This window comes from Nocardia amikacinitolerans (assembly GCF_900215415.1).
Lineage (GTDB): Bacteria > Actinomycetota > Actinomycetes > Mycobacteriales > Mycobacteriaceae > Nocardia > Nocardia amikacinitolerans.
Genome location: NZ_OBEG01000002.1, coordinates 60,618 through 87,243 on the forward strand (window position 1 = coordinate 60,618; position 26,626 = coordinate 87,243).

The window sequence follows — 26,626 nt, forward strand, 5'->3', positions numbered from 1 at the left end:
AGTTACACCACCGGCGTGTCTGCAACCAAATCGCCTGGAAAAAGGGGTGGCGGCGGAGTGAACTCGAACCGTAGAATCGAACACATGTTCGAACAGAATCAGCTCTCTGCGATGGACTTCGGGGCCATGAGTGACGAAGGGTTGATCGAGGCGCTCAGGGCGGTGCACGGGGCGGCGGCCGCGGCTCAGGCGGCGGAGGTGTTCGCGGTGCGTGAGCTGTATCGGCGGCATCGGGCAGCGAGCGCGGAGCCGGGGCCGGGCGGGGTGCGAGCCGGGGAGTTCGCGGCGGCCGAGGCGGCGGTCGCGCTCTATGTGGACGAGGGCACCGCGGGGGCGCTGATCGATGTCGGGTTGGTGCTCGAGGAGGCACTGCCTCGCACTCGGATGGCGTTCGCGGCGGGGCGGATCGACCTTGCGAAGGTGCGGGTCATCGTGGACAGCACGCGGGTGCTGACGAAGGAGGTCGTCGACGCGCTGGAGCCGCGCCTGCTGGAGGCGGCGGCGCGGACGAATCCGGCGCGGCTGCGGCAGGCGGCGCGGCGGTGGGCGAACCGGCTGGATCCGGCGGGCGCGCAGCGGCGTCGAGAACGGCGGCAAGAGGACCGCGACGTGCGGATTCGGGCGGTGCAGGACAGCATGGCGGTGTTCGACGGGCTGCTGCCCGCGCCCGGCGCGCAGACGGTCGCGATGCGGTTGCGGGAGATGAGCTTGCAGGTCTGCGCGGCGGATCCGCGGACGATGCCGCAGCGGCGGGCCGACGCGCTGGTGGCGCTGGCGGACGGGTCGGGACGGCTGCGTTGCCGCTGCGGCCGCGGCCAACGGTGTCCCAAGGCCGGCGTTCCCGCGGAACCGCCGCGACGGCCGCTGATCCAGATCGGGATCGCCGCGGACACCTTGCTCGACATGCGGGAGGCGCCCGCGTTCCTGGCCGGCTACGGGCCGATCGATGCGGCGCTGGCGCGACTGCTGGCCGAGCATGCGACGTTTCAGGTGGTTCGGGAGCACACCGAAGACGAGGAGGCGGCGCTGCGACGCATCGCGAGCGAGATTCGGGCGGTGGACGGCATGTGCCGGTTTCCGGGCTGCACGATTCCCGCCGCGGAAGGCGAACTGGAGCGCAGCGGCGGCGGACTCGCGGTGCTCTGTTCGCGGCACGTACGACTGAAGTCGTTGGCGGACAAGCGGAAACAGTGGCGGGTGTGGCGCGCCGATCGCGATCGGTGGCAGTGGACCGCGCCGAACGGTGAAGTGCACACCACCGTGCGCGAGGGTGCGCGATATCTGTTCCCGCACACCGATATCGAACTTCCATCGATCGAAACTGCTGGTACGCAAGCTGTTTCGAGTGCCACCGGAACGACATGCGACCATGCGTCGAACCGCGCCCGAAGCAGCCCGACCGAGTCGAATCCGTCCAAGCGGGAGGCACCGATCACCGCGTTCACCGCCGACCGCCCGACCGGCGAGGACCTGCTCTACCCGCTCGACGGCCACATCCCGCTGCACCGCCAACTCGCCCGAATCGCCCCCGAGGACGACATCCCGGACGACGCCGCACACCACGCCTGAGTCGCGCACCGACCGGCCGGAAAGGGCGGCGTCTCGCCACGGAACAGTCGGCTCACCCGACTCGGCCGAATGCGCGCCAAAGGAGCCGGATCATCCGACCTGCCATCCGCGGGCACCAGCCACGGAGCAGCACTCGAGGATCGCACTCCCGGCCGGCCCACACCTCGGCACCCGGTCGACGTGACGGGAGAAGACACGCGGCTCGATGACCTCGAGGGTCGCCGTTCGACTCCCGCGAATTCAGCGGCAGACGCGTCGGCGCCGCTGCGCCGAATGCGCGCCGCAGGAGCCGGATCATCCGACCTGCCATCCGCGGGCACCAGCCACGGAGCAGCACTCGAGGATCGCGCTCCGGGCCGGTCCGCACCTAGTTGGCGTCGGGATACTCCGCGAAGTCGGGCCGGCGGCTCAGGGAGCCAGCTGGGCCACCCACTCCTCGTTGTTCACATCGACCTTGTTCGTCCCGTCGAACACCGACGGCGTCGCGGCGGGACCGTCCAGCCGTGCGTTCAGGTCGTCCGTGGCGGCCTTCGCGTGCGCCTTGGCGGATTCCACCTTCGCACCGGTAGCGATGCACTGGACGGCCTGCTCTTGGGCTCCGGCGTCCCGCGCCAGTACGGAAAGCTCCTCGTTGCTCAGGTCGTCGCCGCCTTCTTTCGGCTGCTTCGAGGCGAAGAGCAGCTCGTGGAACTTGGCGTAGACGGGACCGTTGCCCGCCTCGGCGACGCATTCGTTGGCCGCGATCGCGCGGGTGGAGTAGTCCTTGCTGCTGGACTTGGGGTCGAGGAAGTTGACGTAGTGGTACCGCACCGCGAGTTTGCCCTCGTCCAGTTTCTGGGCGAGTTCCTGGCCGTAGACGCGCTCGAGCCCGCCGCAGGCGGGGCACAGCGGATCCTCGTAGACATCGATCGTCTTGGGTGCCCCGGGCTTGCCGAGGAGAACCACGCCGTCGGGTTGCAGCACCGCGACAACGCCGGGATCGCGCACGGGACCGTAGCCGTCGTTGCGCACGTCCGGTTCGTCGCGCCCCGAGCGGAATGCCAGGAAAACGATCAACACGATCAGGGCGAGCGCGACACCGCCGAGGGCGTAGCTGGTCGCGCTGGACATCGGGCGCGGTGTGTAGTTCGAACGCGGTTGGTTCATGCCGCGCCCACGCTCGGCCGAGTCGTGCACCGCGACGCACTGTGCTGCTGGGTCACTCGCTGAGGCTCGCTCACACCATCACTCTGCCGCAATCCCCGCCTCCGATGTGCGCCGGGCCGTGCGAGGGGCGCGAACCCCACACACCATGTGAACGCCTCACAGAGCCGCTGACTGTGTGAAGCGTCGGCAAAGTGTGTGGCAAGCCCGTGGCGGCTTCTCATCGGGCTAGCGGCGTGACCCGGTGGGTGCGGGTGGTCGTTCCTCGTGAGTCTGTCCGCGCGCTTCCTCGCACTCGTCCGCCGCACGGTGCGCGAGCTGATACTCCGCGTCGTCGCACGGCACCGCCGCGACATGATCGGTCTCGACTTCGGCGGTGTGTCCGCGCAGCGTTTCGGGCACGACCAACCACGCCGCGGCCGCGATGGCCAGCAGCGCACCGGTCACCGCGAGGGCGGGCCCGTAGGAGGTGTGCTGGGCGAGCGCGCCCACGGCGATCGGCCCGAGCACGGTGCCGAGATCGGCCGCCATCTGGAAGCCCGCGAGCACCGGCCCGCCGCGCGCCTTGGGTCCGAGGATGTCGGCGAGCGCGGCCTGCTGGGTCGGCGTCAGCATGCCCGAGCCGAGCCCGGCGACGACGGACGTCACCAGCAGCCAGCCGAAGTTCGGCGCGTACCCGAGCCCGGCGGTGCCGAGCGCGCACACCAGCGAGCCGACGACGAGGAAGGGCTTGCGCCCCCACCTGTCCGACAGCCTGCCGGACAGGAAAAGCACCGCGACATTGCCCGCCGCGAAGGCCGTCAACGCGACGCCCGCCATCCCCGCTGGCTGCTGAAGCACCTCCACCACGAGCAGCGGCACCAGCGCCATCCGGACGCCGAAGATGGCCGCGCCGTTGGCGAAGTTGGACCACAGCACCGCGCGGTAGGCCGGGCGGGCCAGCGCCTGACGGAAGGTCATGACGCGCAGTTCCCCGCTGACCTCCGGCGCGGCCAGATGCGAGTGGCGCAGGCTCAGGTAGACCGCGGCGCTCACCGCGAGCAGCGCCGCGGCGTAGATGAGAAACGGCGCCCGCAGCCCGAGTCCGGCCAGCGCACCGCCCACCAGCGGACCGCTCACCGAGCCGACCAGGAAGCTCGTCGACCACAGCCCCGACACCCGCCCGCGCTGCTCGGGCGGCGACAGGCGGATCACCAGCGCCAACGACGACACGGTGAACATGGTCGAGCCGATGCCGCCCACCGAGCGCAAAGCCAGGAGCTGCCAATAGGTCTGTGCGAGCGCGCTCGCCCCGGTGGACACCGCGACGATCACCAGGCCGGACAGATACACCCAGCGCTCACCGAGCCGCTGCACCAACCGACCGCTGACCGGCGCGAACAGCAGCCGCATCAACGCGAACGCGCTGACGATCGCGGAAGCGGCCGCGACACCGACGCCGAAGCTGCGCGCGAACTGTGGAAGCACCGGCGCCACCAAGCCGAACCCGATGGCGATGACGAACGCCGCCCCGATCAACACCCAGATCTCGCTGGGCAGCGCCCCAGCGCTACGCGGCCCGGCTCCGGTGTCCGCCTGCGACTCGGCTCTACCGCTCACCTGTCAGCGCCTTGCCCACCATCTCCTCCGCGGCCGCCTGCACCTGGGCAAGGTGCTCGCTGCCGTGGAACGACTCCGCGTAGATCTTGTACTTGTCCTCGGTCCCGGACGGACGCGCCGCGAACCAGGCGTTCTCGGTGGTGACTTTGAGTCCGCCGAGCGGCGCGCCGTTGCCTCGGGCGCGGGTGAGCACGGCGGTGATCGGCTCGCCGGCGATCTCTTCGGTGGTGATCACATCGGGAGTCAACCTCGCCAACCGCGCTTTCTGTTCCGCGGTGGCCGCGGCGTCGATGCGGGCGTAGGCCGGGCTGCCGTAGCGGCGCTCGAGCTCGACGTAGCGCGCGGACGGCGTCTGCCCGGTGCAGGCGGCGATCTCGGCGGCGAGCAGCGCGAGCAGGATGCCGTCCTTGTCGGTGGTCCACACCGTGCCGTCCATCCGAAGGAACGACGCGCCCGCGCTCTCCTCGCCGCCGAAAGCGAGGCTGCCGCTGAACAATCCGGGCACGAACCACTTGAACCCGACCGGCACCTCGTGCACGTCGCGGCCCAGCACGCCGACCACCCGGTCGATCATGGACGAGGTGACCACCGTCTTGCCGATCTTGGTCAGCGCGTCCCAGCCGATCCGGTTCGCCACCAGGTATTCGATCGCGACGGCGAGGAAGTGGTTGGGATTCATCAGCCCGCCGTCGGGCGTGACGATGCCGTGCCGGTCGGCGTCGGCGTCGTTTCCGGTGGAGATGTCGTAGTCGTCCTTGATCGCGACCAGCGCCGCCATGGCGTAGCGCGAGGACGGGTCCATCCGGATCTTGCCGTCGCTGTCAAGCGTCATGAAACGCCAGGTCGGGTCGACGAACGGGTTGACGACCTCGAGCTCGAGGTCGTAGCGCTGGCCGATCTCCTCCCAGTAGTCGACGCTGGCGCCGCCCATCGGGTCGGCGCCGAGGCGGATGCCCGCGCCGCGAATCGCGTCCAGATTCAATACGTTCGGCAGATCGGCGATGTAGTGGTCGAGATAGTCGTAGCGCTCGACGCAGGTCGCCATCGCGTGTTGCAGCGTCGTCCGCTTCACCTCGGACAGACCGGTGCGCAGCAGCTCGTTCGCCCGCGCGGCGATGGCGTCGGTGGCGACCGTGTCGGCCGGACCGCCGTGCGGCGGGTTGTATTTGAAGCCGCCGTCACGGGGCGGGTTGTGCGACGGGGTGACCACGATTCCGTCGGCTTGATGTCTGGTGCCGTTGGTGTTGTGGCGCAGCACCGCGTGACTCAGGGCGGGCGTCGGCGTGTAGCGGTCGCGTGCGTCGATCACCGCGGTCACGTCGTTGGCCGCGAGCACCTCGAGCGCGGTGGTCCATGCGGGCTCGGACAGCGCGTGCGTGTCTCTGGCGAGGTACACCGGACCGGTGATGCCGCGGGTGGCGCGGTATTCCACGATGGCCTGGGTGATCGCCAGGATGTGCGCCTCGTTGAACGCGCTGTCCAGGCTCGACCCGCGATGCCCCGAGGTGCCGAACACCACCTGCTGCGCCGGATCCGCGGGGTTGGGGATGTGGCTGTAGTAGGCGGTCACCAGGTGGGCGATGTCCTCCAGGTCGGTCGCCCGCGCGGGTCGCCCGGCTCGATCATGGGCCATGCTCGGGTCTCCCTTCCAGGTCGGCTGCGCCCGGCTCGTCATCAGGATCATGTCCACAACCACTGGGTCGCGGACGCGGCGGCGTACACCGCGGCCAAACTGGCCGTCACGCTGATCACGACATTGCCCACCGCGTAGAGGTAGGCGCCGTCCGCGACCAGCCGGATGGTCTCGTAACCGAACGTGCTGAACGTCGTCAACGCACCACAGAAACCGGTTCCCGCTACCTCGAGAATCCAACTGCCCGCGCTCGCGCCGATCAATCCGCCCAGCACCGCCGAACCGACAATGTTAACGGTCAAAGTTCCCAAAGGCAGCAGGGATTCGAAACGTGCGGCCATCGCGCGGTCGATCAGATAGCGCAAAGGCGCGCCGACCATACCGCCGACCACGACGAGTACCGCCATCATCGGGCGGCCCCGAGGGCGGGTTGCCAGGTCTCCACCGGCGACAGCGTGACGGTCACGCCGGCGAGCACCTCGGCGTTCTCCGCCACGAACTCGCGCAGCCGCTGCGTCTCGTCCACGATCATGACCTGCACGGGTAGGTGCTCGGCGAGGTCGAGGACGCGGCTGGTGTGGATACGCGAGGACGCGCCATAGCCTTCCACGCCGCGCCACACGCTTGCGCCGGCCAGACCGGCGTCGCGGGCGCGGCGCACGATCTCGTGGAACAGGGGGCCGCGCCGCCACTTGTCGTCCTCGTCGAGCAGCACCGTCAACCGCGCGGCCTGCTGCCACCGACCCGCGTCCGCAGGTGAACCACTCATCGCCTGACCCCCTTCCGTCGTACGTACAAGTCGTCCACCGCGCCGCCTGCGGGCGCCGCGTCGTTCACTGTCGTCCACCGCGCCGTCGCGGCCGTGTCGTGCCCGCCGAGAGCCGCGCCACCCCCATGCCGAGCCAGACCGCGCCGAGCGACGCCGCCACCGTCCCCCCGAGATAGCCGAACGCCTCGATCGCCGCGCCCGATTCGAGCAGTCTACGAATCTCGACGCTGTAGGTCGAAAAGGTCGTGAAACCGCCCAGCAACCCGACCCCGAGAAAGGGGCGCAGCAGTCTGTGGGCTACCCACACCTCGGTGATCAGAACCATCAGAATTCCGATCGAGAAGCAACCGACGACATTGACGGCGAAGGTCGCCCACGGCACCTGATCCGGCTGCGACGGCCACCGCAGACCGACGAGATAGCGCATCACGGCGCCGATTCCGCCGCCCACGGAGATCACCGCGAGCACCGCGGGCTCGACGGCCGGGGTACGGGCTTGCGAGCCCATCTGCTGACCTCCTGCCGCGCCGAACGTCACCGGCGTCATGCTATCGGTAGGACCACGCGGTCGGTTCGGGCGGGGACACGGGTGACGAACAGCCGCGTTCGTTGACATGCGTTCGGCCGCCGACTACGAATGCCCCGAAGGTTTTCGCCGCGGTTCCACCCTCCCCAATCCCTTCGGCACTGGAGCGACGATGGCGGCACGACGGGCAGTACCGATCGCGCGTCCGAGGACGGCGACAACGCATCGCACCGGGCGACAGCAAACTTCGAGCAGGGGGCTGCGCGCGCTGCTGCGACTGGCACTGGCCGCACTCGCCGCCGCGGCCTGTGTCGGGCACGCCGCGCCCGCGAGCGCGTCGCCGGTCTATCCCGTTCCCGACGCCGACGAGTTCTACGCCGCGCCAGCCGATTTGGACCGATTCCAACCCGGTGACGTGGTGCGCAGCAGGATGGTGCCCGCCGCGAACTTTCCGGGTTCCACGGTCTGGCAGTTGCTGTTCCGCTCCACGAACTCGGCGGACGAACCGATCGCGACGGTGACCACGGTGCTTGTGCCGCCGGGCGGCGGGCTCGACCGGCCGCTGGTGTCGTATCAGCCGTTCGTCAACTCGCTCGGCATGCACTGCGCGCCCTCGCACAGCCTCTTCGACGGTGGCATGCGCGAGGCGCCCGCGTTGAATCTGCTGCTGGCCAGGGGCTGGGCCGTCGCGGTGCCCGACCACCTCGGCCCGACGAGCGCGTACGGCGCTGCCCAACTCGGTGGCCGTATCACCCTCGACGGCATCCGCGCGGCCAAGCGTTTCGCCCCCGCCGGCCTCGCGGCAAGTCCGGTGGGCATGACGGGGTATTCCGGCGGCGGGATGGCCACCGGATTCGCCGCGGCGCTCGCCCCGGAGTACGCGCCGGAGCTGCCGATCGTCGGCGTCGCCATGGGCGGCGTACCGATGAACATGGGCAAGCTCGCCCGCGATCTCGGCACCACCCCGAATCCGCTGTTCGGCCTGGGATTCGCGGTGGCGGTGGGCTTGGAACGCGAATACCCAGTACAGGCGGCGATGTCGCGGTTGCTCAATCCGGCCGGGGTGGCGCTGCGCGACGAGATCGCCAACGCGTGCGCCGAGCAGATCATCAGCGCGGGCGCGAACCGCAGTTTCTCCGACGTGCTCGACGGGCCGATGGACGCCGACCCGTCCCTCGTCCGCGTGCTGCACGAGAACAGCCTGGAAACCTTCCCCGGCGTGCCGCGCGTCCCGCTGTACGAGTGGCACGGTGAGGCCGACGAGGTCGATCCGGACCTGGTCCGCGCGGTCGCCGGGCGCTACTGCCAGGCGGGCACGCCGGTGCAGCTCGACATCCTGCCCGGCGTCGACCACGGCGGCGCGATCACCCATGGCGCGCCGCGGGCCTTCGGTTACCTGTCCGATCGATTCGCGGGGCTCCCGGCGCCGAGCAACTGCTGACCCGCACAGCACAGCGCCCGCGTCCGGTCGAAACCGGCGCGGGCGCTGCGTTGTTCGGATGTCGGCTCAGTGCGCGAGCACCGATTGTTCAGTGCGCGACCACCGTTGGCGTAGTGCGACGCATCCGGGAGTCAGTGCGCGAGCACCGGCTCACCCTCCGCGGGCGCGGGCGCGGTGTTCGGCATCAGCACCGCCGAGAGCACCGCGCCGAGGACGAATGTCGCGGTCGCCCACCAGAAGCTGGTGGTGTAGCTCTCGATCTGCGCCTGCGCGACGGCCAGCGGGCCCGGCTGCGCGGTGGACAGGTAGTCCGTGGCGGCCGAGGCGGCGATCGTGCTCAGCAGCGCGGTGCCGATGGAGCCGCCGACCTGCTGGCTGGTGTTGATCATGGCGGAGGCCACACCGGCGTCCTCGTGCTGGACGCCGGCCGTCGCGCCCTGGAAGGCGGTCGCCATGGCGCCACCGAGGCCGAGACCCATCAGGATCAGTGCGGGCAGGATGTGCGTGCCGTAACCGGTGTCCAGGCCGATCCTGGTCAGCCACGCCATGCCCGCCGCGGCGACCAGGAAGCCGGCCGTGACCACGATCTTCGGACCGAACTTGGGCAGCAGCAGGGAGGGCGCGGTCGTCGAGGAGACGATCATGGCCGCCACCATCGGCAGGAACGCCACGCCGGTCTTGATCGGCGAGTAGCCCAGGCTCAGCTGCATGTAGTAGGTCAGGAACAGGAAGATCGCGAACATGCCGATGCCCATCACGAACACGGTCATGTAGGAGCCGGCGCGGGTGCGGTCGAGCAGAATGCGCAGCGGCAGCAGCGGATGCGCGACGCGAGTCTCCAGCCAGACGAACACCGCGAGCAGCGCGGCGCCGCCGAACAGGAACGCCAGGGTGACGCCGTTGGTCCAGCCGTCGGTCTCCGCGTGCGAGAAGCCGTAGACGATGCCGAACAGCGCGGCGGTCACCACGGCGGTGCCGGGGATGTCGAGCTTGGGCCGCTCCGCGCTGACGTGCTTGGCCAGCAGCAGCACCGCGCCGACCAGCGCGACGGCCGCGAAGGCGAGGTTGACGAACATCACCCAGCGCCAGTTCGCCCACTCGGTGAGCGCGCCGCCGAGCAGCAGACCGATCGCGCCGCCGGTACCCGCGACCGCGCCGAAGATGCCGAATGCCTTTGCGCGCTCGGACGGTTCGGTGAAGGTGACGGTCAGCAGCGAGAGCGCGGCGGGCGCGAGCAGCGCGCCGAACACGCCCTGGCCGACGCGGGACGCGACCAGCACCTCGAAGTTGGGCGCGGCGCCGCCGACGGCCGAGGCGACGGCGAAGCCGACCAAGCCGACGATGAAGGTGTTGCGGCGGCCGAACAGGTCGCTGAGCCGTCCGCCGAGCAGCAGCAGGCTGCCGAATGCCAGCGCGTAGCCGGTGATCACCCACTGGCGGTCGGCGTCGCTGAAGCCGAGATCCTGCTGGGCGGCAGGCAGTGCGATGTTCACCACGGTGGCGTCGAGCACCACCATCAGCTGGGCGACGCCGAGCACGGCGAGCACCCACCAGCGCAGCGCGTGTGAGCCGCGGCGCTGGGCTTTCTCGGGGGCCGGTGCCCCACGGTCGATCGCGGTTGTCATAGGTCCCCTCGGAGTTCGGGTCGTCGATGCGGAGATGACACCTCCGCTTACCAATAGAAGCTATCACGTTAACGGAGACAACGCCTCCACTTAATCCCGGTCGTTGCTAGCATGGGGGTGTGAATCCCGCCACTGCCACTTCTCCGCCTCGACGCCTGCGCGCCGACGCCGCGCGCAATCAGCAGCGCATCGTCGCCGCGGCGCGCGAGTTGTTCGCCGACCACGGACTCGAGATCACCCTCGACGACGTCGCCGAAAAGGCCGGTGTCGGCGTGGGGACCGTGTACCGGCGGTTCGCGAACAAGAAGGAGCTCATCGCCGAGGTCTTCGAGCAGCACATCGGCGAATTCGCCGTGGCGGCCGAGGACGCGGCGCAGCATCCCGACCCGTGGCTGGGACTCGTCCAATTCTTCGAGTACGCCTGCAGGCACCTGGCGAACAATCGCGGGTTCAGCGAGGTGATGCTCGAACTCGAGGAGGATCCCGAGCGTTTCGCCGCGCTGCGCGATCGCATCAAGCCGACCGTCGCGTCCGTCATCGAGCGGGCCCGCGACGCCGGCGCCCTGCAACCCGAGATCGAGGCGAGCGATTTCTTCGCGTTGATCCACATGGTCGACGCGCTCGCCGAGTTCGCCAAGCCGGTGAATTCCGAGGTCTGGCAGCGCTACGCCGCGATCATGCTGAACGGGGTGCGCGCCGAGTCCATCCCGCGCAGGCCGTTGCTCGTTCCGCCATTGACCGACGACGACGTCGAAGCCGCCAAGGCGCACACCTGCCTGGGGCGCCGCAGGTAATTCGAAAACCGAGCTCGGGTAGCGCGCGTCACAGCCCATGCCCTAAAGTTGGACGCATGACCAATTCGTGGGTGAACTGGGCCGGCGATCAACACTGCGCACCGGCGAGCATCGCCGCCCCGCGCAACCACGACGAACTCGCCGAGCTGCTCGCGAGCGCGACCGACCGCGGACAGACGGTCCGCGTCGCCGGCGCGGGCCACTCCTTCACCGACACCGTCTGCACCGACGGGCTGCTGCTGAACCTCTCCCGGATGAACCGCGTCCTCGAACTCGACACGGCGACCGGGCGCGCGCGAGTCGAGGCGGGCATCACCCTCAACGCGGCGAGCACCGCACTGCACGCCGCCGGGCTGGCCTTCCCCAACCTCGGCGACATCGATGTGCAGACCATCGCGGGCGCGACCGCGACCGGCACGCACGGCACCGGAGCGACCCTACAGAACATCTCCGCCGCACTGCATTCCGTCGAGCTCATGCTCGCCGACGGCAGCCGGATCGAGGTCGACGCCGAGAACGATCCCGACGGCTGGCGGGCGGCACGGGTCAGCGTCGGCGCGCTCGGCGTGGTCACCGCCGTGACATTGCAGCTGGTGCCCTCGTTCGTGCTCGAAGGCATCGAACGACCGATTCCGGTGGACGAGGTGCTCGCCGATCTCGATGCCCATGTCGACGAGAACGAGCATTTCGAGTTCTACATGTTCGCGCACAGCCCGCTGGCGATGACCAAGCGCAACAACCGCGTCGAGCTGCCTGAGCAGCCGCGCGGCAAGATGATGGACTGGTTCGCCGACATCCTCATGTCCAACTACGCGTTCGACGCGCTGTGCCGCTTCGGCAAGTGGCAGGCCGGGGCGATCCCGTGGATCCACCGTGGCGCCGCCTACGCGGGCAGTTACCGCCGCCAGGTGGACCGCTCCTACCGAGTGTTCGCCTCGCCGAGGCTGTTTCGGTTCACCGAGATGGAATACGCCATCCCGCGCGAGCATTCGGTCGCGGCCATCCGGGAGATCAAAGAGGTCTCGGCTCGTTTCCAGACCCCGATGCCGATCGAGGTGCGCTGGGTCGCCCCCGACGACGCCTTCCTCTCCCCCGCGGGCGGCCGCGACACCTGCTACATCGCCGTGCACCAGTACCGCGGCATGGAGTGGGAGCCGTACTTCCGCGCCTGCGAAGAGGTTTTCGACCGCTACCAGGGCCGCCCGCACTGGGGCAAGCGCCACTTCCAGACCGCCGACACCCTGCGCGAGCGCTACCCCGACTGGGACCGCTTCACCGAGGTCCGCCGCCGCTTCGACCCCAAGGGCCGCTTCGCCAACCCCTACCTCGACCGCGTCCTCGGCCCCATCGGCTGATCAGTTCCCCTCGGCGCCGAGGATTTCGGCGACAAGGCGGGGGACGGCGGTGCCGATGGGTTCGCGGACGACCTCGGTGGCGAGGTCGTCGTAGGGGGTGGGTTCGGCGTTGACGATGACGAGGTCGGCGCCAGCGCGGACGGCGACGGCGCACATCGAGGCGGCGGGTTCGACCTGGAGCGAGGTGCCGATGGCCAGGAAGATGTCGCTGGTCTCGGCGGTGAGCGCGGCCTTGGTCAGGCTGCGGTGGTCCATCTGCTGGCCGAACATGATCGTCGCGGCCTTGAGGATGCCGCCGCACTCGGGGCACGGCGGATCGGGCTCGCCCGCGGCGACGCGCTCCAGCGTGGCGGCCATGCTCGTCTCGAAATCGCACTCCACGCAGACGACCTCGAACATGTTGCCGTGGATCTCGATGACCCGCTCGGGCGCCGAGCCCGCGCGCTGATGCAGTCGGTCGATGTTCTGGGTGATGATCGTGACCGCGCGACCGGCCCTTGCCAGCTCGGCGAGCGCCTTGTGCGCGGCGTTGGGGGTCGCCTGCCAGGCCGGATTGTCGCGCCTGGCCAGCCACGCGCGCCGTCGCAGGCCCGGATCGGCCAAGTAGTTGTCGTAGGTCGAGAGCAGTTCGGCGATGGGGTCTTTCGTCCAGACCCCGCGCGGCCCGCGGAAATCCGGGATCCCGGAATCGGTGGAAATGCCCGCGCCGGTGAGGACGCCGATCCGGCCGGTGCGCTCGCGCCACTGCGTACCCATGCCAGCCAGAGTATGCGTTCCTCCGCCTTCGCTCCGGCCGTGCGCGGATTGTCGACGTGCTTCGCCCGACAGCGCCCATAGGCCGTGGCCGAATTTCGTCGCGCCAAGAGAATGAGAGATTGGTATGCTAATCATCTCATCGTTCTGAAGTGGGTCGATCAAAGGAGATCGCAATGACCGCGTCCGCCGCACTCGAAACCACCGCGCGGGAGCTGCCGCCACGCCGCCCCTTCGCGCCAGGCACCAGGATGTGGGACGAGACGGGCCTGATCACGTTCTCGCTGACCGCCGGATCCGCCTTCCTCCTCCAGACCATGGAGCCGACCATCTCCGCCGTCGTCGACGAGCACTCCACCTTCCGCACCGATCCCATGGGCCGCGCGGTGCGCAGCCTTTCCTCGGTGATGATGTGGGTCTACGGCGGCGAGGAGGCGCTCGCCGAGGCCGACCGGCTGCGCGCGATGCACGCCTCGCTGAACACCACCGATGCCGCGGGCGTGCGGCACAAGGCGCTGGCCTCTGGGCCGTGGGCGTGGGTGCTGCACACCGGAACGTTCGCGTTCACGGAGAGCGCGAAGTACTTCGGCCGCCGCCCGCTCACCTACGCCGAGAAGGAGGCGTACTACCAGGAGACGCTGCAGTTGATGCGGAACTTCTCGGTGGCGCCCAAAGAGGTTCCCGAGAACTACGCCGCGTTCGAGAAGTTCTTCGACGACGTGGTCGAGAACCACCTCCAAGAAACGCCGATCGCGCACGACTACCTGCGGGTGATCCGCTCGGTCGCACCGCCCAAGCAGCTTCCGCGCGCGCTGGCGCCGGTCTGGCGCGCCGCCGTCGCGCCGATCGGGCGGATGCAGTACTTCGTCACGGTCGGCACCACACCGGAGGCCGCGCGCCGCAAGCTCGGCCTCACCTGGACCGCCGCCGACGAACGCAAACTGCGGGTGCTCGGCTGGCTGATCGGGCGGATCGTGCCGCTGCTGCCCGAGCGGGTGCGCTACTTCCCCATCGCCTACGAGGCGCGCCGCCTCGAGCGCGACCGGGCGCGGCTGCGCAAGGTGATCGATCTGCGCCCGATCTGAGCAAGCACGACCGACCGCCGCGACGCCATCCGGACGTCGCGGCGGTTTCGGCGTTTCGGATCCGGATCGGAGCACTCATTCATCAAGCGCGGCAAAGGGTCTCGACGATGCTCATGGCCGCAAAGCGAATTCCGCGACCGACCGGTCCGTTCTCATTTGTGGGCAATCCTTCGCCACGGCAATGACTTCGAGGCCCACCGCCTCTAGCAGCGCGAATACCCCGGCACGGCAGGAAGACCGGAGCCACAGGTGCCCCATCCTCGCCGGGCAATTGCCCGTATCCCTTACGCTACGACAGCGTTTCGGCCCGAGCCTCCCGGACGGCACGCACCTGGACCACTCCGCGCCGTCGGACGGGTCCGGCACCGCATTACCCCGAGCCCCACCGAAAGGCGTCCCATGGCCCACAAGCCCAGTGTGCTGTTCGTCTGCGTGCACGACGCAGGCAGATCCCAAATGGCCGCCGGGTTTCTGACCGCTCTCGCCGGTGAACGCATCGAGGTCAGGTCCGCGGGCAGCGCGCCTGCGGCCGAACTGAATCCGGTCGCGGTCGAGGCCATGGCGGAGGTCGGCATCGACATCGCGGACAACACGCCGAAGAAGCTGACCGACGAGGCCGTCGGCGTCTCCGACGTGGTGATCACCATGGGGTGCGGCGACGCGTGCCCGTTCTTCCCCGGCATCAGCTACCGCGACTGGGTGCTGCCCGATCCGGCCGGACAGACCATCGAGGTGGTCCGCACCATCCGCGACCGCATCCGCATCCTGGTCGAGAACCTCATCGCCGAACTGGTGCCAGCGCCAAAGCACTGAGTGTCCGATTCCTTCAAGACCGAACCGGCCCGCCGCACTTACGCTGCCGACATGACACCGCAACTGGACTTCATCGGCATCGTCACCTCGAACATGGCCGCCTCGCTCGCCTTCTACCGCCGCCTCGGCCTCGAGTTCCCCGCCGACGCGGAAACCCAGCCACACGTCGAAGCCCAGCTCGCCGGCGGCGTTCGCCTCGCCCTCGACACCGAGGACACGGTTCGCTCCTTCCACGCCGAATGGGAACCGCCGACCAGCGCGGGCCGTATCGGCCTCGCCTTCCGCTGCGCCGACGCCGCCGAGGTGGACTCGATCTACGCCGACCTGGTCTCGGCGGGTTACCAAGGCGAACTGAAGCCCTGGGACGCGCCGTGGGGCCAGCGTTACGCCGTCATCCAGGACCCCGACGGGAACGGGATCGACCTGTACGCGCCGCTGGGCTGAGCTTTCGCCACTCCGCCGGACCTAGGCTCTGCCCGCCGCCGGGCCGGGTCGGAGGTCAGGCAGCGCGACCGAACCGGAGCGTCCTCCTAACAGGGCCGCGTCGCAGTGCGTCGAACCACCACCGAACGGAGCCCGCCGACCGGACCGCAGCCCCTCGTGAGGCCGCCGCGTCGACCGCAACCGGCGGGAGAGGCCGCGCGACCGGATGGTGGCCCCTGGTTGCGTGGAAGCGACCCGCTACGCGACGGCCCGCGTCGACCGAAACCGGCGCACGGCAGCGGATCAGGCAGTGGCTCGATCACGCCCGCGGCGGGCGGTCCACTCGGTCAGCGTCATGCCCGCCAACTCCCGCATATCGCGTGACAGGTGCGCCTGGTCCGCGTACCCGGCCGCGATCGCGACATCGGCGGGCGGCGTGCCCGCGTGGACGTCGGCCAGCGCGCGCTGGAGCCGCAGGATGCGGACCAGGGTCTTGGGGCCGTAGCCGAAGGCGGCCAGCGAACGGCGGTGCAGCAGACGGGCTCCCACGCCCGCGGCATCGGCGGTCGCGGCGACCGATCGGCCCGCGCGCAGTGCCGCGACGACGCGGCGCAGCAGCGGGTCGGGTGGCTCGACCTCGGCCGCGCGGCGCAGCGCGATGGACTCGAGCGCGGCGGCCCGATCGGGCGCGTCCGAGACCCGGCCCGCGAGCTCCCGCACGGTCGCCGCGGGCCACAGATTCGCCAATTCGACGCGTTGGTCCCGCAATTCGTGCGCGGGCACGCCGAGCAGCGCGGGCGCCGTGCCGGGAAAGAACCGCAAGCCCGTGTATCGCGCGGGCTTCGGACTGCCAGCGGGATGCGCGGTGGTGTCCGGACCCGCGACGAACAGCGCGCCGTCCCGCCACAGCAGATCCATACAGCCGTCCGGCAGCACCGGCAGCGGTTCCTCGGTGCGGGTCACGGTGCGTGTCCACAGCACCGCGCCGTCCAGTCGGGACGGGCGCTCGCGATATCCGTCGTCGCCCACGATCCCGAGGCTACTCAGCGGCACCGACAACCGCGATTGCGCGGCGCACCGCCCGTTTCCTAATCTGATGGCACCCGCCCTCGCCGAGGGCGGGACCGGTGAATCAGGGACGACGAAGTCCGCGGCGGACAAGCGCGGACACCGTGTGCCGATGGCACGCCGGACCGCGCGCGCGAAAGGAATCGGTCCGCATGACCGACAACAGCACCGACGACGCCCCTCCGTTCGTCGACATCATCAACGGCGCCTTGGAGTTCACCATCCCGGCGGCCGCCAAGATGGGCGTCCAGGCGGTCGAGGTGCGCCGCGGATTCGCCGCGACGACGGTGCCGCTGGAGGGCAACGGCAATCACTTCGGGGTGATCTACGCGGGCGTCCAGTTCACCGTGGCGGAGGTGCTCGGCGGCGCGATCGCCGTGGCCACGTTCGACAATTCCGCCTACTACCCGCTGGTGAAGGGCTTCGAGATCAAGTTCGTCGGCATGGCGAAATCGCAGCTGCGCGCCGAGGCCACGTTGCCGGAGGAGGAGATCGCGCGGATCGAGGCCGAGGCGGCCGAGCGCGGAAAGTCGGACTTCACGCTGGAGGCGGTCGTCACCGATGCCGACGGCAAGACGGTCGCGGTGACCAAGGGCCTCTATCAGCTGCGCGCCCACGGCAAGTAGCCGGAGCGGCACCCGCGCACGGCCGGAGCGAACAGTCCCGGCCGTGGGCTCAGCTCGGCGCGAGCCCGCGCGGGACGACGCGGATGTAGCGCAGCTCGGCGGCGGTGACCGCGTTGTCCGCGTCCACGCAGCCGACGGTGACCTCGGTAGCGGGCGGCGAGGAGAACGTCCACAGCGTGATCCACTGCGCGCCCGCGATCGCCTCCTGTTTCTTCGGCTCCGACGAACGCAGATCCTCGTTTCGGCCGTTGCTGTCGGTTACCGCGCAGCGCACGCTGTCGACGGCGGCCCCCCATTCCGCAGGAACCTTGATTTCCATGATCGCGTCTGCGGGAATGGGCACCGATTTCGTCTCCCCGAGCGGTATGTCCACGCCGCCCGCGGAATCGGCGTTTTTCGGTGCGGCGGCGGTCGTCGTACCCGCTGCTTTCGCCGGCGTCGCGGTCGAGGTAGTCGCGGTATCGGCCGAAGTGTCACCGGAACAACCCGATACCGCGACGGCCAAAAGCGCGGGCACCGCCATCCAACTCGATTTCACGGATCGACCTCTCTTCATCCCGTGCGCTCGGCAGCGGGTCGGATCAGCGAACGAAACAGAGCATGACAGCTCCTCCCCCGGCTGACCGGTAATCCGCGCCGTATTCGCGCAATTGATCGGCAAATTGGGCGTTCGGCGGGCGGAATTCGCGGCGCGCGCGGCTGACTATGATCGCCTTCGCGCGCACGACGACACCGGAGGAGCCCGATGGAACCGCACCCGACGAAACTCGGTTACGACGACATCGAGGCGGCCGCCGAGCGCATCGCGGGCCGCGTCCGACCCGTCGCGATCGCGCCCGCCGACGCGCCGGACGACGGGTCACCCGGCATCTGGCTGGCACTCGAATTCCTCCAGCACACGGGCACCTTCAAGGCAAGGGGCGCGCAGAACTTCCTCCAGACGCATCGCGAAGCGGGCAGCCTGCCCGACTCCGGCGTCACCATCGCCTCCGGTGGCAACGCGGGTATGGCCTGCGCGTGGGCAGCGCGCAGCCAGCGGGTGCCCGCGACGGTCTTCCTGCCCGCCACCGCGCCCACGGTGAAGGTCGACAAGCTGCGCGGCTACGGCGCGGACGTCCGGCTGGTCGGCGAGCAGTACGCCGACGCGCTCGCGGCCTGCCAGGCCTTCGCCGAGTCCAGCGGCGCGCTGCTCTCGCACGCCTACGACAACCCGCTCATCGCCGCGGGCGCGGGGACCCTGCTGATCGAGATTCATCGACAGCTGCCTCAGCTGGATACCGTCGTCGTTGCGGTGGGCGGCGGCGGTTTGTTCGCCGGGATCGCGACCGCGGCGGCGCATTACGGCGTCCGAGTGGTCGCCGTGGAACCGCGGAACTGCCGTGCGTTGCACGCCGCGCTCGCGGCGGGCACACCCGTCGACGTCGCGGTCGACTCGGTGGCCGCCGACGCGCTCGGCGCGCGTCGGGTGACGGAGCTGGCTCTCGTCGCGGCCCACGCGGCGGACTCGGTATCGGTGCTCGTCTCCGACGAGGAGATCGTCGCGACCCGCAGGGCGCTCTGGGCCGAGCATCGCTTGGCGGTCGAACACGCCGCCGCGACGGCCATGGCCGCGCTGACCTCCGGTGCGTACCGTCCCGCGCCCGGTGAGCGGGTGTGCGTCGTGCTGTGCGGCGCCAACACCGATCCCGCCGATCTGACGAAGTGAGACGCTCCCGGTTCGCCCGTCCGACTACGCCCGTGGGCTCCGCGACCCCGTTACCCTCGTAGGGGAACCGGACGGAGGCAGCTATGGCACTCGAATCCCTGATGGTCCCGCTGGGCACGCCCGCGCCCGACTTCGCACTGCCCGATCTGGACGGCCGGACCCACCGCCTGTCCGATTACGCGAACGGTCCCGGACTGCTGGTCGTCTTCGCATGCAACCACTGCCCGTATGTGAAGCACATCGAGAAAGAACTCGGCGCGGTGATCGGCGACTCGGGCGTGCCCGCCGTGGCGATCTGCACCAACGACGCCGACGCCTACCCGGACGACAAGCCGGAAGGGCTTCGCGCACAAGCGGAACGGGCCGGGTGGACGTTCCCGTACCTTATCGACGAAACCCAGTCGGTCGGCCGCGTTTTCGGCGCGGCATGCACCCCGGACTTCTTCCTCTACGACGCGCGTCTCCTGCTGGCCTATCGCGGCGCGTTCGACGAATCCACCCCTGGCAACCGGAAACCCGTCACCGGCTCCGAACTGCGCGCCGCACTCGCCGCGGTGCGCGCGGGCAAGCCAGCGCCGGAGCCGCAGCGACCGAGCATGGGCTGCTCCATCAAGTGGCGCGCCGCCTGAGCCGCGCCGAACTCGGCCTCAGCCGACGACCGCGTTCATGATCGTGCCCGCGCTGGTCGCGACGGCCCCACCGATCATGGCTCCGGCCACCATCTTCGGCGACTGGAGGCCGCCGCCGGTCCACTTCTCCCAGGCGAACCGGCCGCCCGCGTAGGTGATGGCGGCGATTCCCGAGAGCAGCACGAACCAGGTGAGGTAACGAACCATTTGCAGGATCTTGTCCGAGATGGGCGGGGCCTCGGGGGTCGGGTTCCCGACCTGGGCCAGCACTGTGCCGTACATGTCATGTGCCGTAGCGAGAATCATGCTCACAGCCGTACCCCTCTTCTGATGTCGGCGACGGTTCGAGAACGCCGCCGTGATCTTACCGCGATTCGCCCGGAAACATTGGGGTGCAGCGTGTTTCGCGAATCATAACGACCGGTCCGAAATCGAGAATTCCGGCCAGCGACGCCTCTTGATCCAAGCATACGGTCGGCCGTATGTTTAGTTGGTGACCATCGCAGACCACTTCAGCACCGAAGAGACGGACCCGTACTGCCTGTCCGCTCTGGAATCCGCAGCCCTTCTGTTCGACGCGCCATGGCGACGCTTCGGGGTGATCGGCGACAGCCTCTCCGCGGGCACCGGCGACCCGCGCGCCGGATACGCCAGCCTGCCCTGGGCCGACCGCGTCGCCGACGCGCTGCGCCGAGTCGCGCCCGACTTGGCGTACCTCAATATCGCGGTCGACGGCGCGACGACCGAACAGACCTTCGACCAGCTGGATCGCATGATCGATTTCGGCCCCGACCTGCTGCACCTGCCGTGCGGCGCCAACGACATCGTCCGCCGCACACCCGACTACGCGCTGATCGAGCGGCACCTGCGCGAGCTGTACCGCCGCGCCGCGGCGACCGGCGCCCAGCTGACCACCTTCACGCTCGGCCGCGCGTATCGGGTGCCCGCGTTCGCGGACTGGACCGACCGGGTCCGCACCGTCAACGCGATCACCCGCCGGCTGGCAGGCGAGTACCGCGCCGTGGTCGTCGACATGTGGGATCACCCGGTCAACGACCGCGCCGACCTGCTCAGCGCCGACCGCATCCACTTCGCCGCCAACGGACAGGCGGTGCTCGCCGCCGAGGCGGTCAAGCAGCTCGCCCATCGCCTCGGTCAGCGGGTCCCGTCGTGACCACCGACAAGCGACTGCTGCGCGGGGCGCGCACCCGCGGCGTGGTGCTGCGCCGAGCCGTCGACCTCGCCTCCCTCGACGGCCTCGACGGCCTCAGCTTCGGCCGCCTGGCCGCCGACACCGGCATGAGCAAGGCGGGGGTGCAGACGCTGTTCAAATCGAAGGAGACGCTGCAACTGGCGGCCATCGACCACGCGCGCGAACTCTTCGTCGCCGCCGTCGTCGAACCCGCGCGCGGCGAACCGCGCGGAGTCCCTCGGCTGCGCGCGCTCGTAGCGCATTGGCTCGACTACGCCGAGGAGCCGCTGTTCGCGGGCGGCTGTTTCCGCGCGGCCGTCATGACCGAATTCGACAGTCGCCCTGGGCCGGTCCGCGAGGCACTGTTGCGCGACCAACGCGACTGGCGCGCCACCCTCGCGGCGCAATTCCGGCATGCGGTCACGGACGGCGAGATCAGCGAGATCGATTCGGAACTCGCGGCCTTTCAACTCGATGCGGTGTTGCTCGCGGCGAATACGGCGCTGCGCCTTGGTGATTCGGATGTGGCGTCGATGGTGTGGCGGGTGCTCGATCATCTGCTCATTCAGTGCCCGCAGCCGATCCCCGCGAACTCGGCGGTCGTACGCAACTCGGTGCGCGGGTAGTGATCCCCCATCCCCGCGGCCGGATCGTCCTGCGGCGCGCGCTGGATCGCCTGCGCGAAATCCTTGTCCGGCAGCATGTTCCGCATCAGCAGTGTGGTGGTGGGTCCGGTCGTTGGCAACCATGCGACGCCGCACTCACGGGTCGCGTTCGCGGGCCGGTCGGCGGGGTCGGACACCACGACGGTGAACCAGCCACGCTCGTCGACCGGCGTCTCGTCGTCGACGACGCACGCCGAAACACGGGTGGTGGCAAGCTCGTTCGAGCACATCGACCAGTACCGCAGTTGCGCGGGCACCATGGTGGTCTCGCCGCGGTAGGTCGCGGGAGTGGTCGGCAACTCGGCGCGGACGACCGCGACAAGTCCCGGCCGCGGTGCGACGTGCGAGGCGAGATAGGTGTTGTCCGGGTTGGCGAACACGCCGTCGCCGCTCGTCTTCGACCACACGCGGTAGTCCGGGCCCGGCACGTTCGCGGGCAGCCGCTGACCGCTGGACAGGCGCGCGGCGGACGTGTCCGTCGCCCCCTGATCCGCCGTGCAGGCCGGAAGCACGCGCGGGCCGCCTGTTCCGTGCACGGTGATCTCCGGCAACGGCTCGCCGCCGAGCGGATCACGCCCCTCGTCGGTGCGGTAGACCCGGTAGATGATCAGCGCCAACCCTGGGTCCGCGTAGAGGGTGTTCGGCGCGGGCCGCTCGGGTCGGGGGCCCGGCAGCACCCGCACGGTGAACGAGCGTTCGGTCGCGGCGCGGTCCGCCCCCGGACGGAACGGGTTGACGCTGCCCGGATCCGGCTCGATGCGCAGATCGTCCAAGCCGTCCAAGGTGCGCGAACCCTGGTAGCTGGTGAACGAGATGTACCGGCCGTGCGGGTATCGGCCGCGCAGGGTGAGGCCTTCGGCGGGCAGCGCGGGGACGGCGGCCATCCAGTAGTTGGCGAAGGTGTCGGGCAGTGCGACGTTCAGCGTGTCGGCGCCGATCCGTCTGCTCCACCCGCAGTCCGTCAACGGCCCGGCCTGCGCGGGTGGCGGCGCCAGCGGCGCGGCGGCGGAACCAACGACAGCGACGACCGCGAGCACGCGGCGCAGCACGGCGATCATGTTCACGCGCGCCAGTATCACCCGGGAACCGCGCCGATGCCCCGCACCACCCTTGACACGTCCTACGGCGCGGCATGTAATCGGACAACTGAACGTGCGTCCACGTGACCGCGCCGGCCCCACGAGAGGGAACCCGATGAACGAGCAACCCGGCGACCGACCGCGGTACACCGGAGTGCTCGGCCAGGCCGAGGCCATCCGCACCGGCCGCATCTCGGCGCTCGAACTCACCGAGCAGACCCTCGCGCACATCGACCGCGTGCAGCCGCGGCTCAACGCCTTCGTCACCGTGCTCGCCGAGGAGGCGTTGGCCGAGGCCAGGATTCGCGACGAAGATCAGGCCGCCGGACGCGCACTCGGGCCGCTGCACGGCGTGCCGATCGCGATCAAGGACGAGGTCGACGTCGCGGGCGTCCGCACCACCTATGGCGGCGCCGCGGTGACCACGCCCGCCGCGGCCGACTCGGAGATCGTGCGACGGCTGCGCGCGGCGGGCGCGATCATCGTCGGCAAGACCGCGATGCCGGAGTTCGGCACTTGGCCGTTCACCGAATCCGCGGCGCACGGTTACACACGCAATCCATGGGACCTCACCCGCAGCACGGGCGGCTCCAGCGGCGGTTCGGCGGCGGCGGTCGCGGCGGGCGTGGTGGCCGCGGCCACCGGCGGCGACGGCGGCGGGTCGATCCGAATTCCGGCGGCCTGCTGCGGCCTGTTCGGTTTGAAGCCGCAGCGCGGGCGGGTCAGCACCGCGCCCAACGGTGACCTGTGGCGCGCGCTCGGCACGCTCGGCGTGCTGACCAGGTCGGTCGCCGACAGCGCACTGCTCTACGACGTCATCAGCGGTAGCGTCGCCGGAGATCGCTGGCACGCGCCGGCTCCGACGATCCCGTTCTCCGAGGCCGCTCCCGCGACACCGTTGCGGATCGCCGTCTCCGTGCGATCCGCCGTCCCTTTGACCCGCCTCGACCCCGAGTGCGCCGGCGCGGTCCGCTCGATGGCCGACGCGTTGACCGAACTCGGCCACCACGTCGAGGAATTCGAACTCGACTATCCCGACGCCACGTCCGCGTTCTTCCCGCAGTTTCTCGGCGGCATCCGAGAGGAGGCCGATCGCGTCGACCGACCCGACCTGCTCGAGCGCCGTACCCGCACGCTCGCGGCCACCGCGCGTGTGCTCGCGCCCGAACCGGTGCTGCGCTGGGCGGAACGGCACGGCGAACGGGTCGCATCCCGCGTCCACCGCGTGTTCGAACGCTACGACTTGGTCCTCACCCCGACCTTGCCGCACCTGCCGCCGCCGGTCGGCAGGCTGGACGGCGCGGGCGCGCTGCACGCGATCCTGCGCAGCATGCCGATGACCGCCTACACCGCGATGTGGAACGTGTGCGGCAATCCGGCTGCCGCGATCCCCGCGGGGTGGTCGGATTCCGGACTGCCGCTCAGTGTCCAGCTGGTCGGCCGTCCCGACGGCGAGCTCGAAATCCTGCGCGTCGCAGCACAACTCGAAAAGGCGCGGCCGTGGGCGCAGCGCTGGCCGGAAGAAGCGGAAGTCGTCGCGCGAATTCGCTGATGAGAGCGAGCGCCTCGGCCGAAACCAGGGAATCACCGACGGATCGGTGATTTGAATCACAATTGGCGGCGATTGTGGGCCGTCACACGTCTGCGCTACCCTCGCATGCATCTGAGACCCTTTGGTCTCAAAGCCACCTACCGGACCTCTCGCAGGCAGGGCGCACCTCCGCCCCGACCGTGTGCGGGTTCGGCCGGACTTTGTCCCGCCGGGGTCGTCCGCGGGGCGGATCAGTCAGGGAAAGCCCCGGGCGGGGCGTGCAGCAAGGGGAGCGGCACCATGCGATCCACACTTCTTCGTGCGGTCATCGGCATCTCGGCGATGGCGTTGTCCACCCTTTCCGTCGGCGGCGGGGCGCAGGCCGATCCGGGCTGCCCGAGCATGTACGTCGTGGCGATTCCGGGGACATGGGAGAGCGACGAGCACCGGCCCGGTCCCGGCATGCTCGCCGGAGTGACCGACGGCCTGCCGTCCTCGGTGCGCGTGGACTATGTCAGCTACGCGGCGACCGCCTTCCCGTGGGAAGGCGACGTGTACGGCGCGTCGAAGAAGGAAGCCGTCGACAACGCCCGCGGCATGCTCGGCGCGATGGCGCGCCAGTGCGGCGCGACCAAGCTCGCGCTGCTCGGTTACAGCCAGGGCGCCGACGCGGCGGGCGACGTGGCCGCCGAGATCGGCACCGGCCTCGGCGTGGTTCCGCCGCAACGGATCGCGGCGGTCGGCCTCATCTCCGATCCGCGCCGCTCCCCCACCGACGCGTTGGTCGGCCCGCCGGTCGGCGGCGCGGGCGCGGGCGGCCCCCGGGTGGGCGGATTCGGTTGGGTCGCACCGCAGACCCGCACGATCTGCGCGGTCGGTGACCTCTACTGTGCCACCGCCGCCGACGACTTCGTCACCAGGTTCGCCGGTTTCCTGGCCCAGAGCTCCAGCCCCGACCTCGCCAACCTGTGGCGCTACCAGCTCGAATTCGGAACCATCGTCAACGATCTGATGGCGCGCGGCGGGGTCGCGCTGCTGCAGAACCAGCTCTCGGAGTCCGCCAACGAGGAACGCCGCAGAAAGCTCGAGGAGTTCTACCGCTCCGAGGCGCACACCCTCTACGGCAGCTACTCCGTCGGCGGCGGCGAGACGGCGCTGTCCTGGATGCACGATTGGCTGGCCTCGCTGGCCTGAGCCGGTCCGATTCTCAGCGCTTTCTCATCGAACCGAGTACTCGCGGCTCAGGATCGCCCCGTTGAATCAGTCGCGGCTGCCCCGCCCGGCTCCTCTACACCGGGCGGTAGGCAGCGCCAAACGATTACGAAACCGGCTGGGGTACTTCGTGCCGGACTTGCGCCGGGGTTACCGCCGCCGCTTTGCGTCTGGACGTCGCCAGGAACAGGATCACCAGCAGCACGCTCAGCCACACATAGGTATTGCCGATCACGTGCTGCCACGGCGTCCACAGCGACTCGCGCTGTTCGCCGTTGGGTAGCCAGTTCTGCGGCCCGTAGACGAACACCGCGCCGACGACGACAGCGACCCCGTACCAGCCCAGCGCGCGCCGCCACGGCAGCCGGATCGCGTAGCCGATCACGGCGAACAGCGCGGGCGCGATCCAGATCCAGTGGTGCGACCAGGAAATCGGCGAGACGAGCAGGGTGAAGACCGCGTTGATGGCCAACGCGAGCGCGGGAGCATCGGCCGCCCGCCGCATCGCGAGCACGACAAGCGCGAGCAGGGCCGCGCCAACCACCAGCCAGACGATGGTGAAAACGGGCTCGGGCACCCGCAACCGGGCGAGCACCGCCTGGATCGACTGATTGGTGTGGAACGCCGAGCCGCTCAGGCCGTCCACATTGCCGAGGCCGCCGAACCAGTACTTCACCGAGGTGCTCGGCAGTACGAGGAAGCTGAGCGCGGTCGCGGCGGCGCCGGTGACGGCGGCGGTGATCGCCGACTTGTAGTCGCGGCGAACCAGGAAGAACAGGACGAACGCGGCAGGAGTCAGCTTGATCGCCGCCGCGATGCCGATCAGCATGCCGCGCCGCCACTTCGGCTTCTCGGTCAGGCAGTCGGCCGCGACCAGAGCCATCAGCAGCAGGTTGACCTGGCCGAAGTCCAGCGTCGCCCTGGTCGGTTCCAGCAGCAGTGCCAGCGGCGCCGCGCAGGCGGTGGCGAACAGCGCGAGCCGCCGCGCGTTCTCGCCGGGCCATACCCGCCGGGCGACCAGGTACAAGGTCAACGTCAGCGCGGCCACCGAGGTGACGAAGAAGGCGAACGCCGCGACGTCCCAGGGCAGCAGCGCGAACGGCGCGAGCACCAGGGCGGCGAACGGCGGATAGATGAAAGGCAGTCCGATGCCGATGGTCGTCTGCGGGAGTTGTCCGTACATGTCGCCGCCGTTGCGCAGCGTTTCGACGCCGAGACGATAGACCTGCAGGTCGATGAAGCCGCCGGTGATCTCCTTGAACGGCCAGAGCGGCAGCGTCAGACACAGCCAGGTGAACGCGACGAGTAGCGCAGGCACAAGCCAGACCACACGCCCGAACCGGCGGGTCGACGACATCGGCACATCACAGGCGGCGGAACTACTCATCCGC

Annotated in this window: 28 protein-coding genes; 15 read left to right on the plus strand and 13 right to left on the minus strand. The window is 69.8% G+C overall.

Going from position 1 to position 26,626, the window contains the following annotated elements:
• Positions 1-84 precede the first annotated feature (84 nt).
• Entirely contained in the window at positions 85-1,569 is a 1,485-nt protein-coding gene (locus CRP45_RS08610; RefSeq protein WP_097244689.1) for a DUF222 domain-containing protein, read from the plus strand.
• A gap of 408 nt (positions 1,570-1,977) precedes the next feature.
• On the opposite strand, the gene CRP45_RS08615 is transcribed toward CRP45_RS08610, so the two are convergent.
• The 6 genes from CRP45_RS08615 to crcB (CRP45_RS08640) form a co-directional block, all read right to left on the minus strand.
• A complete protein-coding gene (locus CRP45_RS08615) occupies positions 1,978-2,679 on the minus strand; it encodes a DsbA family protein (RefSeq protein WP_245910022.1) in 702 nt (233 codons plus the stop codon).
• Positions 2,680-2,940: 261 nt separating this feature from the next.
• Complete coding sequence (locus CRP45_RS08620) at positions 2,941-4,311, minus strand: MFS transporter (protein ID WP_097244691.1); 1,371 nt, start codon at positions 4,309-4,311, stop codon at positions 2,941-2,943.
• A complete protein-coding gene (gene pgm, locus CRP45_RS08625; protein WP_067792463.1) occupies positions 4,301-5,944 on the minus strand; it encodes a phosphoglucomutase (alpha-D-glucose-1,6-bisphosphate-dependent) in 1,644 nt (547 codons plus the stop codon). Before pgm ends, CRP45_RS08620 begins: the two co-directional genes overlap by 11 nt.
• 47 nt (positions 5,945-5,991) lie before the next feature.
• Complete coding sequence (gene crcB, locus CRP45_RS08630) at positions 5,992-6,354, minus strand: fluoride efflux transporter CrcB (protein ID WP_097244692.1); 363 nt, start codon at positions 6,352-6,354, stop codon at positions 5,992-5,994.
• Entirely contained in the window at positions 6,351-6,713 is a 363-nt protein-coding gene (locus CRP45_RS08635) for a DUF190 domain-containing protein (RefSeq protein WP_097244693.1), read from the minus strand. Before CRP45_RS08635 ends, crcB (CRP45_RS08630) begins: the two co-directional genes overlap by 4 nt.
• A gap of 64 nt (positions 6,714-6,777) precedes the next feature.
• The gene (gene crcB / locus CRP45_RS08640; protein ID WP_245910023.1) at positions 6,778-7,182 is read right to left on the minus strand and encodes a fluoride efflux transporter CrcB; all 405 of its coding nucleotides are present in this window, start codon (positions 7,180-7,182) and stop codon (positions 6,778-6,780) included.
• A gap of 316 nt (positions 7,183-7,498) precedes the next feature.
• Here crcB (CRP45_RS08640) and CRP45_RS08645 point away from each other — a divergent pair, with 316 nt between their 5' ends.
• A complete protein-coding gene (locus CRP45_RS08645) occupies positions 7,499-8,680 on the plus strand; it encodes a lipase family protein (RefSeq protein WP_425436934.1) in 1,182 nt (393 codons plus the stop codon).
• A 131-nt stretch (positions 8,681-8,811) separates the two neighbouring features.
• On the opposite strand, the gene CRP45_RS08650 is transcribed toward CRP45_RS08645, so the two are convergent.
• Positions 8,812-10,305 carry an MFS transporter gene (locus CRP45_RS08650; protein ID WP_067792415.1) on the minus strand — a complete coding sequence of 498 codons (1,494 nt, stop codon included), beginning with the start codon at positions 10,303-10,305 and terminating at the stop codon, positions 8,812-8,814.
• Positions 10,306-10,424: 119 nt separating this feature from the next.
• Here CRP45_RS08650 and CRP45_RS08655 point away from each other — a divergent pair, with 119 nt between their 5' ends.
• Positions 10,425-11,099 (plus strand): TetR/AcrR family transcriptional regulator, encoded by a 675-nt coding sequence (locus CRP45_RS08655; protein WP_097244694.1) that lies wholly within the window; start codon positions 10,425-10,427, stop codon positions 11,097-11,099.
• Between the two features lie 56 nt (positions 11,100-11,155).
• Positions 11,156-12,454 (plus strand): D-arabinono-1,4-lactone oxidase, encoded by a 1,299-nt coding sequence (locus CRP45_RS08660; protein ID WP_097244695.1) that lies wholly within the window; start codon positions 11,156-11,158, stop codon positions 12,452-12,454.
• On the opposite strand, the gene CRP45_RS08665 is transcribed toward CRP45_RS08660, so the two are convergent.
• Positions 12,455-13,210: an SIR2 family NAD-dependent protein deacylase gene (locus CRP45_RS08665; RefSeq protein WP_097244696.1), complete on the minus strand. Its 756-nt coding sequence runs from the start codon at positions 13,208-13,210 to the stop codon at positions 12,455-12,457.
• A gap of 173 nt (positions 13,211-13,383) precedes the next feature.
• On the opposite strand from CRP45_RS08665, the gene CRP45_RS08670 reads away from it, so the two are divergent.
• The 3 genes from CRP45_RS08670 to CRP45_RS08680 all read left to right on the plus strand — a co-directional run bounded on the left by CRP45_RS08670 (position 13,384) and on the right by CRP45_RS08680 (position 15,549).
• Positions 13,384-14,292 carry an oxygenase MpaB family protein gene (locus CRP45_RS08670; RefSeq protein WP_097244697.1) on the plus strand — a complete coding sequence of 303 codons (909 nt, stop codon included), beginning with the start codon at positions 13,384-13,386 and terminating at the stop codon, positions 14,290-14,292.
• A gap of 399 nt (positions 14,293-14,691) precedes the next feature.
• Positions 14,692-15,105 carry an arsenate reductase ArsC gene (locus tag CRP45_RS08675; protein ID WP_067792404.1) on the plus strand — a complete coding sequence of 138 codons (414 nt, stop codon included), beginning with the start codon at positions 14,692-14,694 and terminating at the stop codon, positions 15,103-15,105.
• 51 nt (positions 15,106-15,156) lie between these two features.
• A complete protein-coding gene (locus CRP45_RS08680) occupies positions 15,157-15,549 on the plus strand; it encodes a VOC family protein (protein WP_084483462.1) in 393 nt (130 codons plus the stop codon).
• 282 nt (positions 15,550-15,831) lie between these two features.
• Here CRP45_RS08680 and CRP45_RS08685 read toward each other — a convergent pair whose 3' ends face one another.
• Positions 15,832-16,557, minus strand: coding sequence for a helix-turn-helix transcriptional regulator (locus CRP45_RS08685; RefSeq protein ID WP_097244698.1), 726 nt, complete (start codon positions 16,555-16,557; stop codon positions 15,832-15,834).
• Between the two features lie 191 nt (positions 16,558-16,748).
• Here CRP45_RS08685 and CRP45_RS08690 point away from each other — a divergent pair, with 191 nt between their 5' ends.
• Positions 16,749-17,222, plus strand: a complete 474-nt coding sequence (locus tag CRP45_RS08690; RefSeq protein ID WP_067792398.1) for a YiiD C-terminal domain-containing protein — start codon at positions 16,749-16,751, stop codon at positions 17,220-17,222.
• Between the two features lie 49 nt (positions 17,223-17,271).
• On the opposite strand, the gene CRP45_RS33245 is transcribed toward CRP45_RS08690, so the two are convergent.
• Complete coding sequence (locus tag CRP45_RS33245; RefSeq protein WP_143861385.1) at positions 17,272-17,565, minus strand: hypothetical protein; 294 nt, start codon at positions 17,563-17,565, stop codon at positions 17,272-17,274.
• Here CRP45_RS33245 and CRP45_RS33250 point away from each other — a divergent pair.
• From CRP45_RS33250 to CRP45_RS08705, 3 genes are all read left to right on the plus strand, one after another.
• Entirely contained in the window at positions 17,558-17,845 is a 288-nt protein-coding gene (locus CRP45_RS33250; protein ID WP_143861386.1) for a hypothetical protein, read from the plus strand. The genes CRP45_RS33245 and CRP45_RS33250 overlap by 8 nt on opposite strands.
• A 122-nt stretch (positions 17,846-17,967) precedes the next feature.
• Entirely contained in the window at positions 17,968-18,927 is a 960-nt protein-coding gene (locus CRP45_RS08700; RefSeq protein ID WP_097244700.1) for a threonine/serine dehydratase, read from the plus strand.
• An 83-nt stretch (positions 18,928-19,010) separates the two neighbouring features.
• Entirely contained in the window at positions 19,011-19,556 is a 546-nt protein-coding gene (locus CRP45_RS08705; protein WP_067792387.1) for a thioredoxin family protein, read from the plus strand.
• An 18-nt stretch (positions 19,557-19,574) separates the two neighbouring features.
• On the opposite strand, the gene CRP45_RS08710 is transcribed toward CRP45_RS08705, so the two are convergent.
• The gene (locus tag CRP45_RS08710) at positions 19,575-19,862 is read right to left on the minus strand and encodes a hypothetical protein (RefSeq protein ID WP_097245390.1); all 288 of its coding nucleotides are present in this window, start codon (positions 19,860-19,862) and stop codon (positions 19,575-19,577) included.
• A gap of 187 nt (positions 19,863-20,049) precedes the next feature.
• Here CRP45_RS08710 and CRP45_RS08715 point away from each other — a divergent pair, with 187 nt between their 5' ends.
• Together CRP45_RS08715 and CRP45_RS08720 are read left to right on the plus strand one after the other, a co-directional pair.
• Positions 20,050-20,730, plus strand: coding sequence for an SGNH/GDSL hydrolase family protein (locus CRP45_RS08715; RefSeq protein WP_097244701.1), 681 nt, complete (start codon positions 20,050-20,052; stop codon positions 20,728-20,730).
• Positions 20,727-21,374: a TetR/AcrR family transcriptional regulator gene (locus tag CRP45_RS08720; RefSeq protein ID WP_097244702.1), complete on the plus strand. Its 648-nt coding sequence runs from the start codon at positions 20,727-20,729 to the stop codon at positions 21,372-21,374. The genes CRP45_RS08715 and CRP45_RS08720 overlap by 4 nt, the downstream gene beginning before the upstream one ends.
• On the opposite strand, the gene CRP45_RS08725 is transcribed toward CRP45_RS08720, so the two are convergent.
• Positions 21,314-22,477 (minus strand): hypothetical protein, encoded by a 1,164-nt coding sequence (locus CRP45_RS08725; RefSeq protein WP_143861387.1) that lies wholly within the window; start codon positions 22,475-22,477, stop codon positions 21,314-21,316. The two genes, CRP45_RS08720 and CRP45_RS08725, sit on opposite strands and share 61 nt — an antisense overlap.
• A gap of 130 nt (positions 22,478-22,607) precedes the next feature.
• Between CRP45_RS08725 and CRP45_RS08730 the strand changes: the two genes are divergently transcribed.
• Positions 22,608-24,044 carry an amidase gene (locus tag CRP45_RS08730; RefSeq protein WP_097244704.1) on the plus strand — a complete coding sequence of 479 codons (1,437 nt, stop codon included), beginning with the start codon at positions 22,608-22,610 and terminating at the stop codon, positions 24,042-24,044.
• Positions 24,045-24,323: 279 nt separating this feature from the next.
• Positions 24,324-25,217, plus strand: a complete 894-nt coding sequence (locus CRP45_RS08735) for a cutinase family protein (protein ID WP_097244705.1) — start codon at positions 24,324-24,326, stop codon at positions 25,215-25,217.
• Between the two features lie 124 nt (positions 25,218-25,341).
• On the opposite strand, the gene CRP45_RS08740 is transcribed toward CRP45_RS08735, so the two are convergent.
• Positions 25,342-26,622 carry a glycosyltransferase 87 family protein gene (locus tag CRP45_RS08740; protein WP_179830818.1) on the minus strand — a complete coding sequence of 427 codons (1,281 nt, stop codon included), beginning with the start codon at positions 26,620-26,622 and terminating at the stop codon, positions 25,342-25,344.
• Positions 26,623-26,626 lie beyond the last annotated feature (4 nt).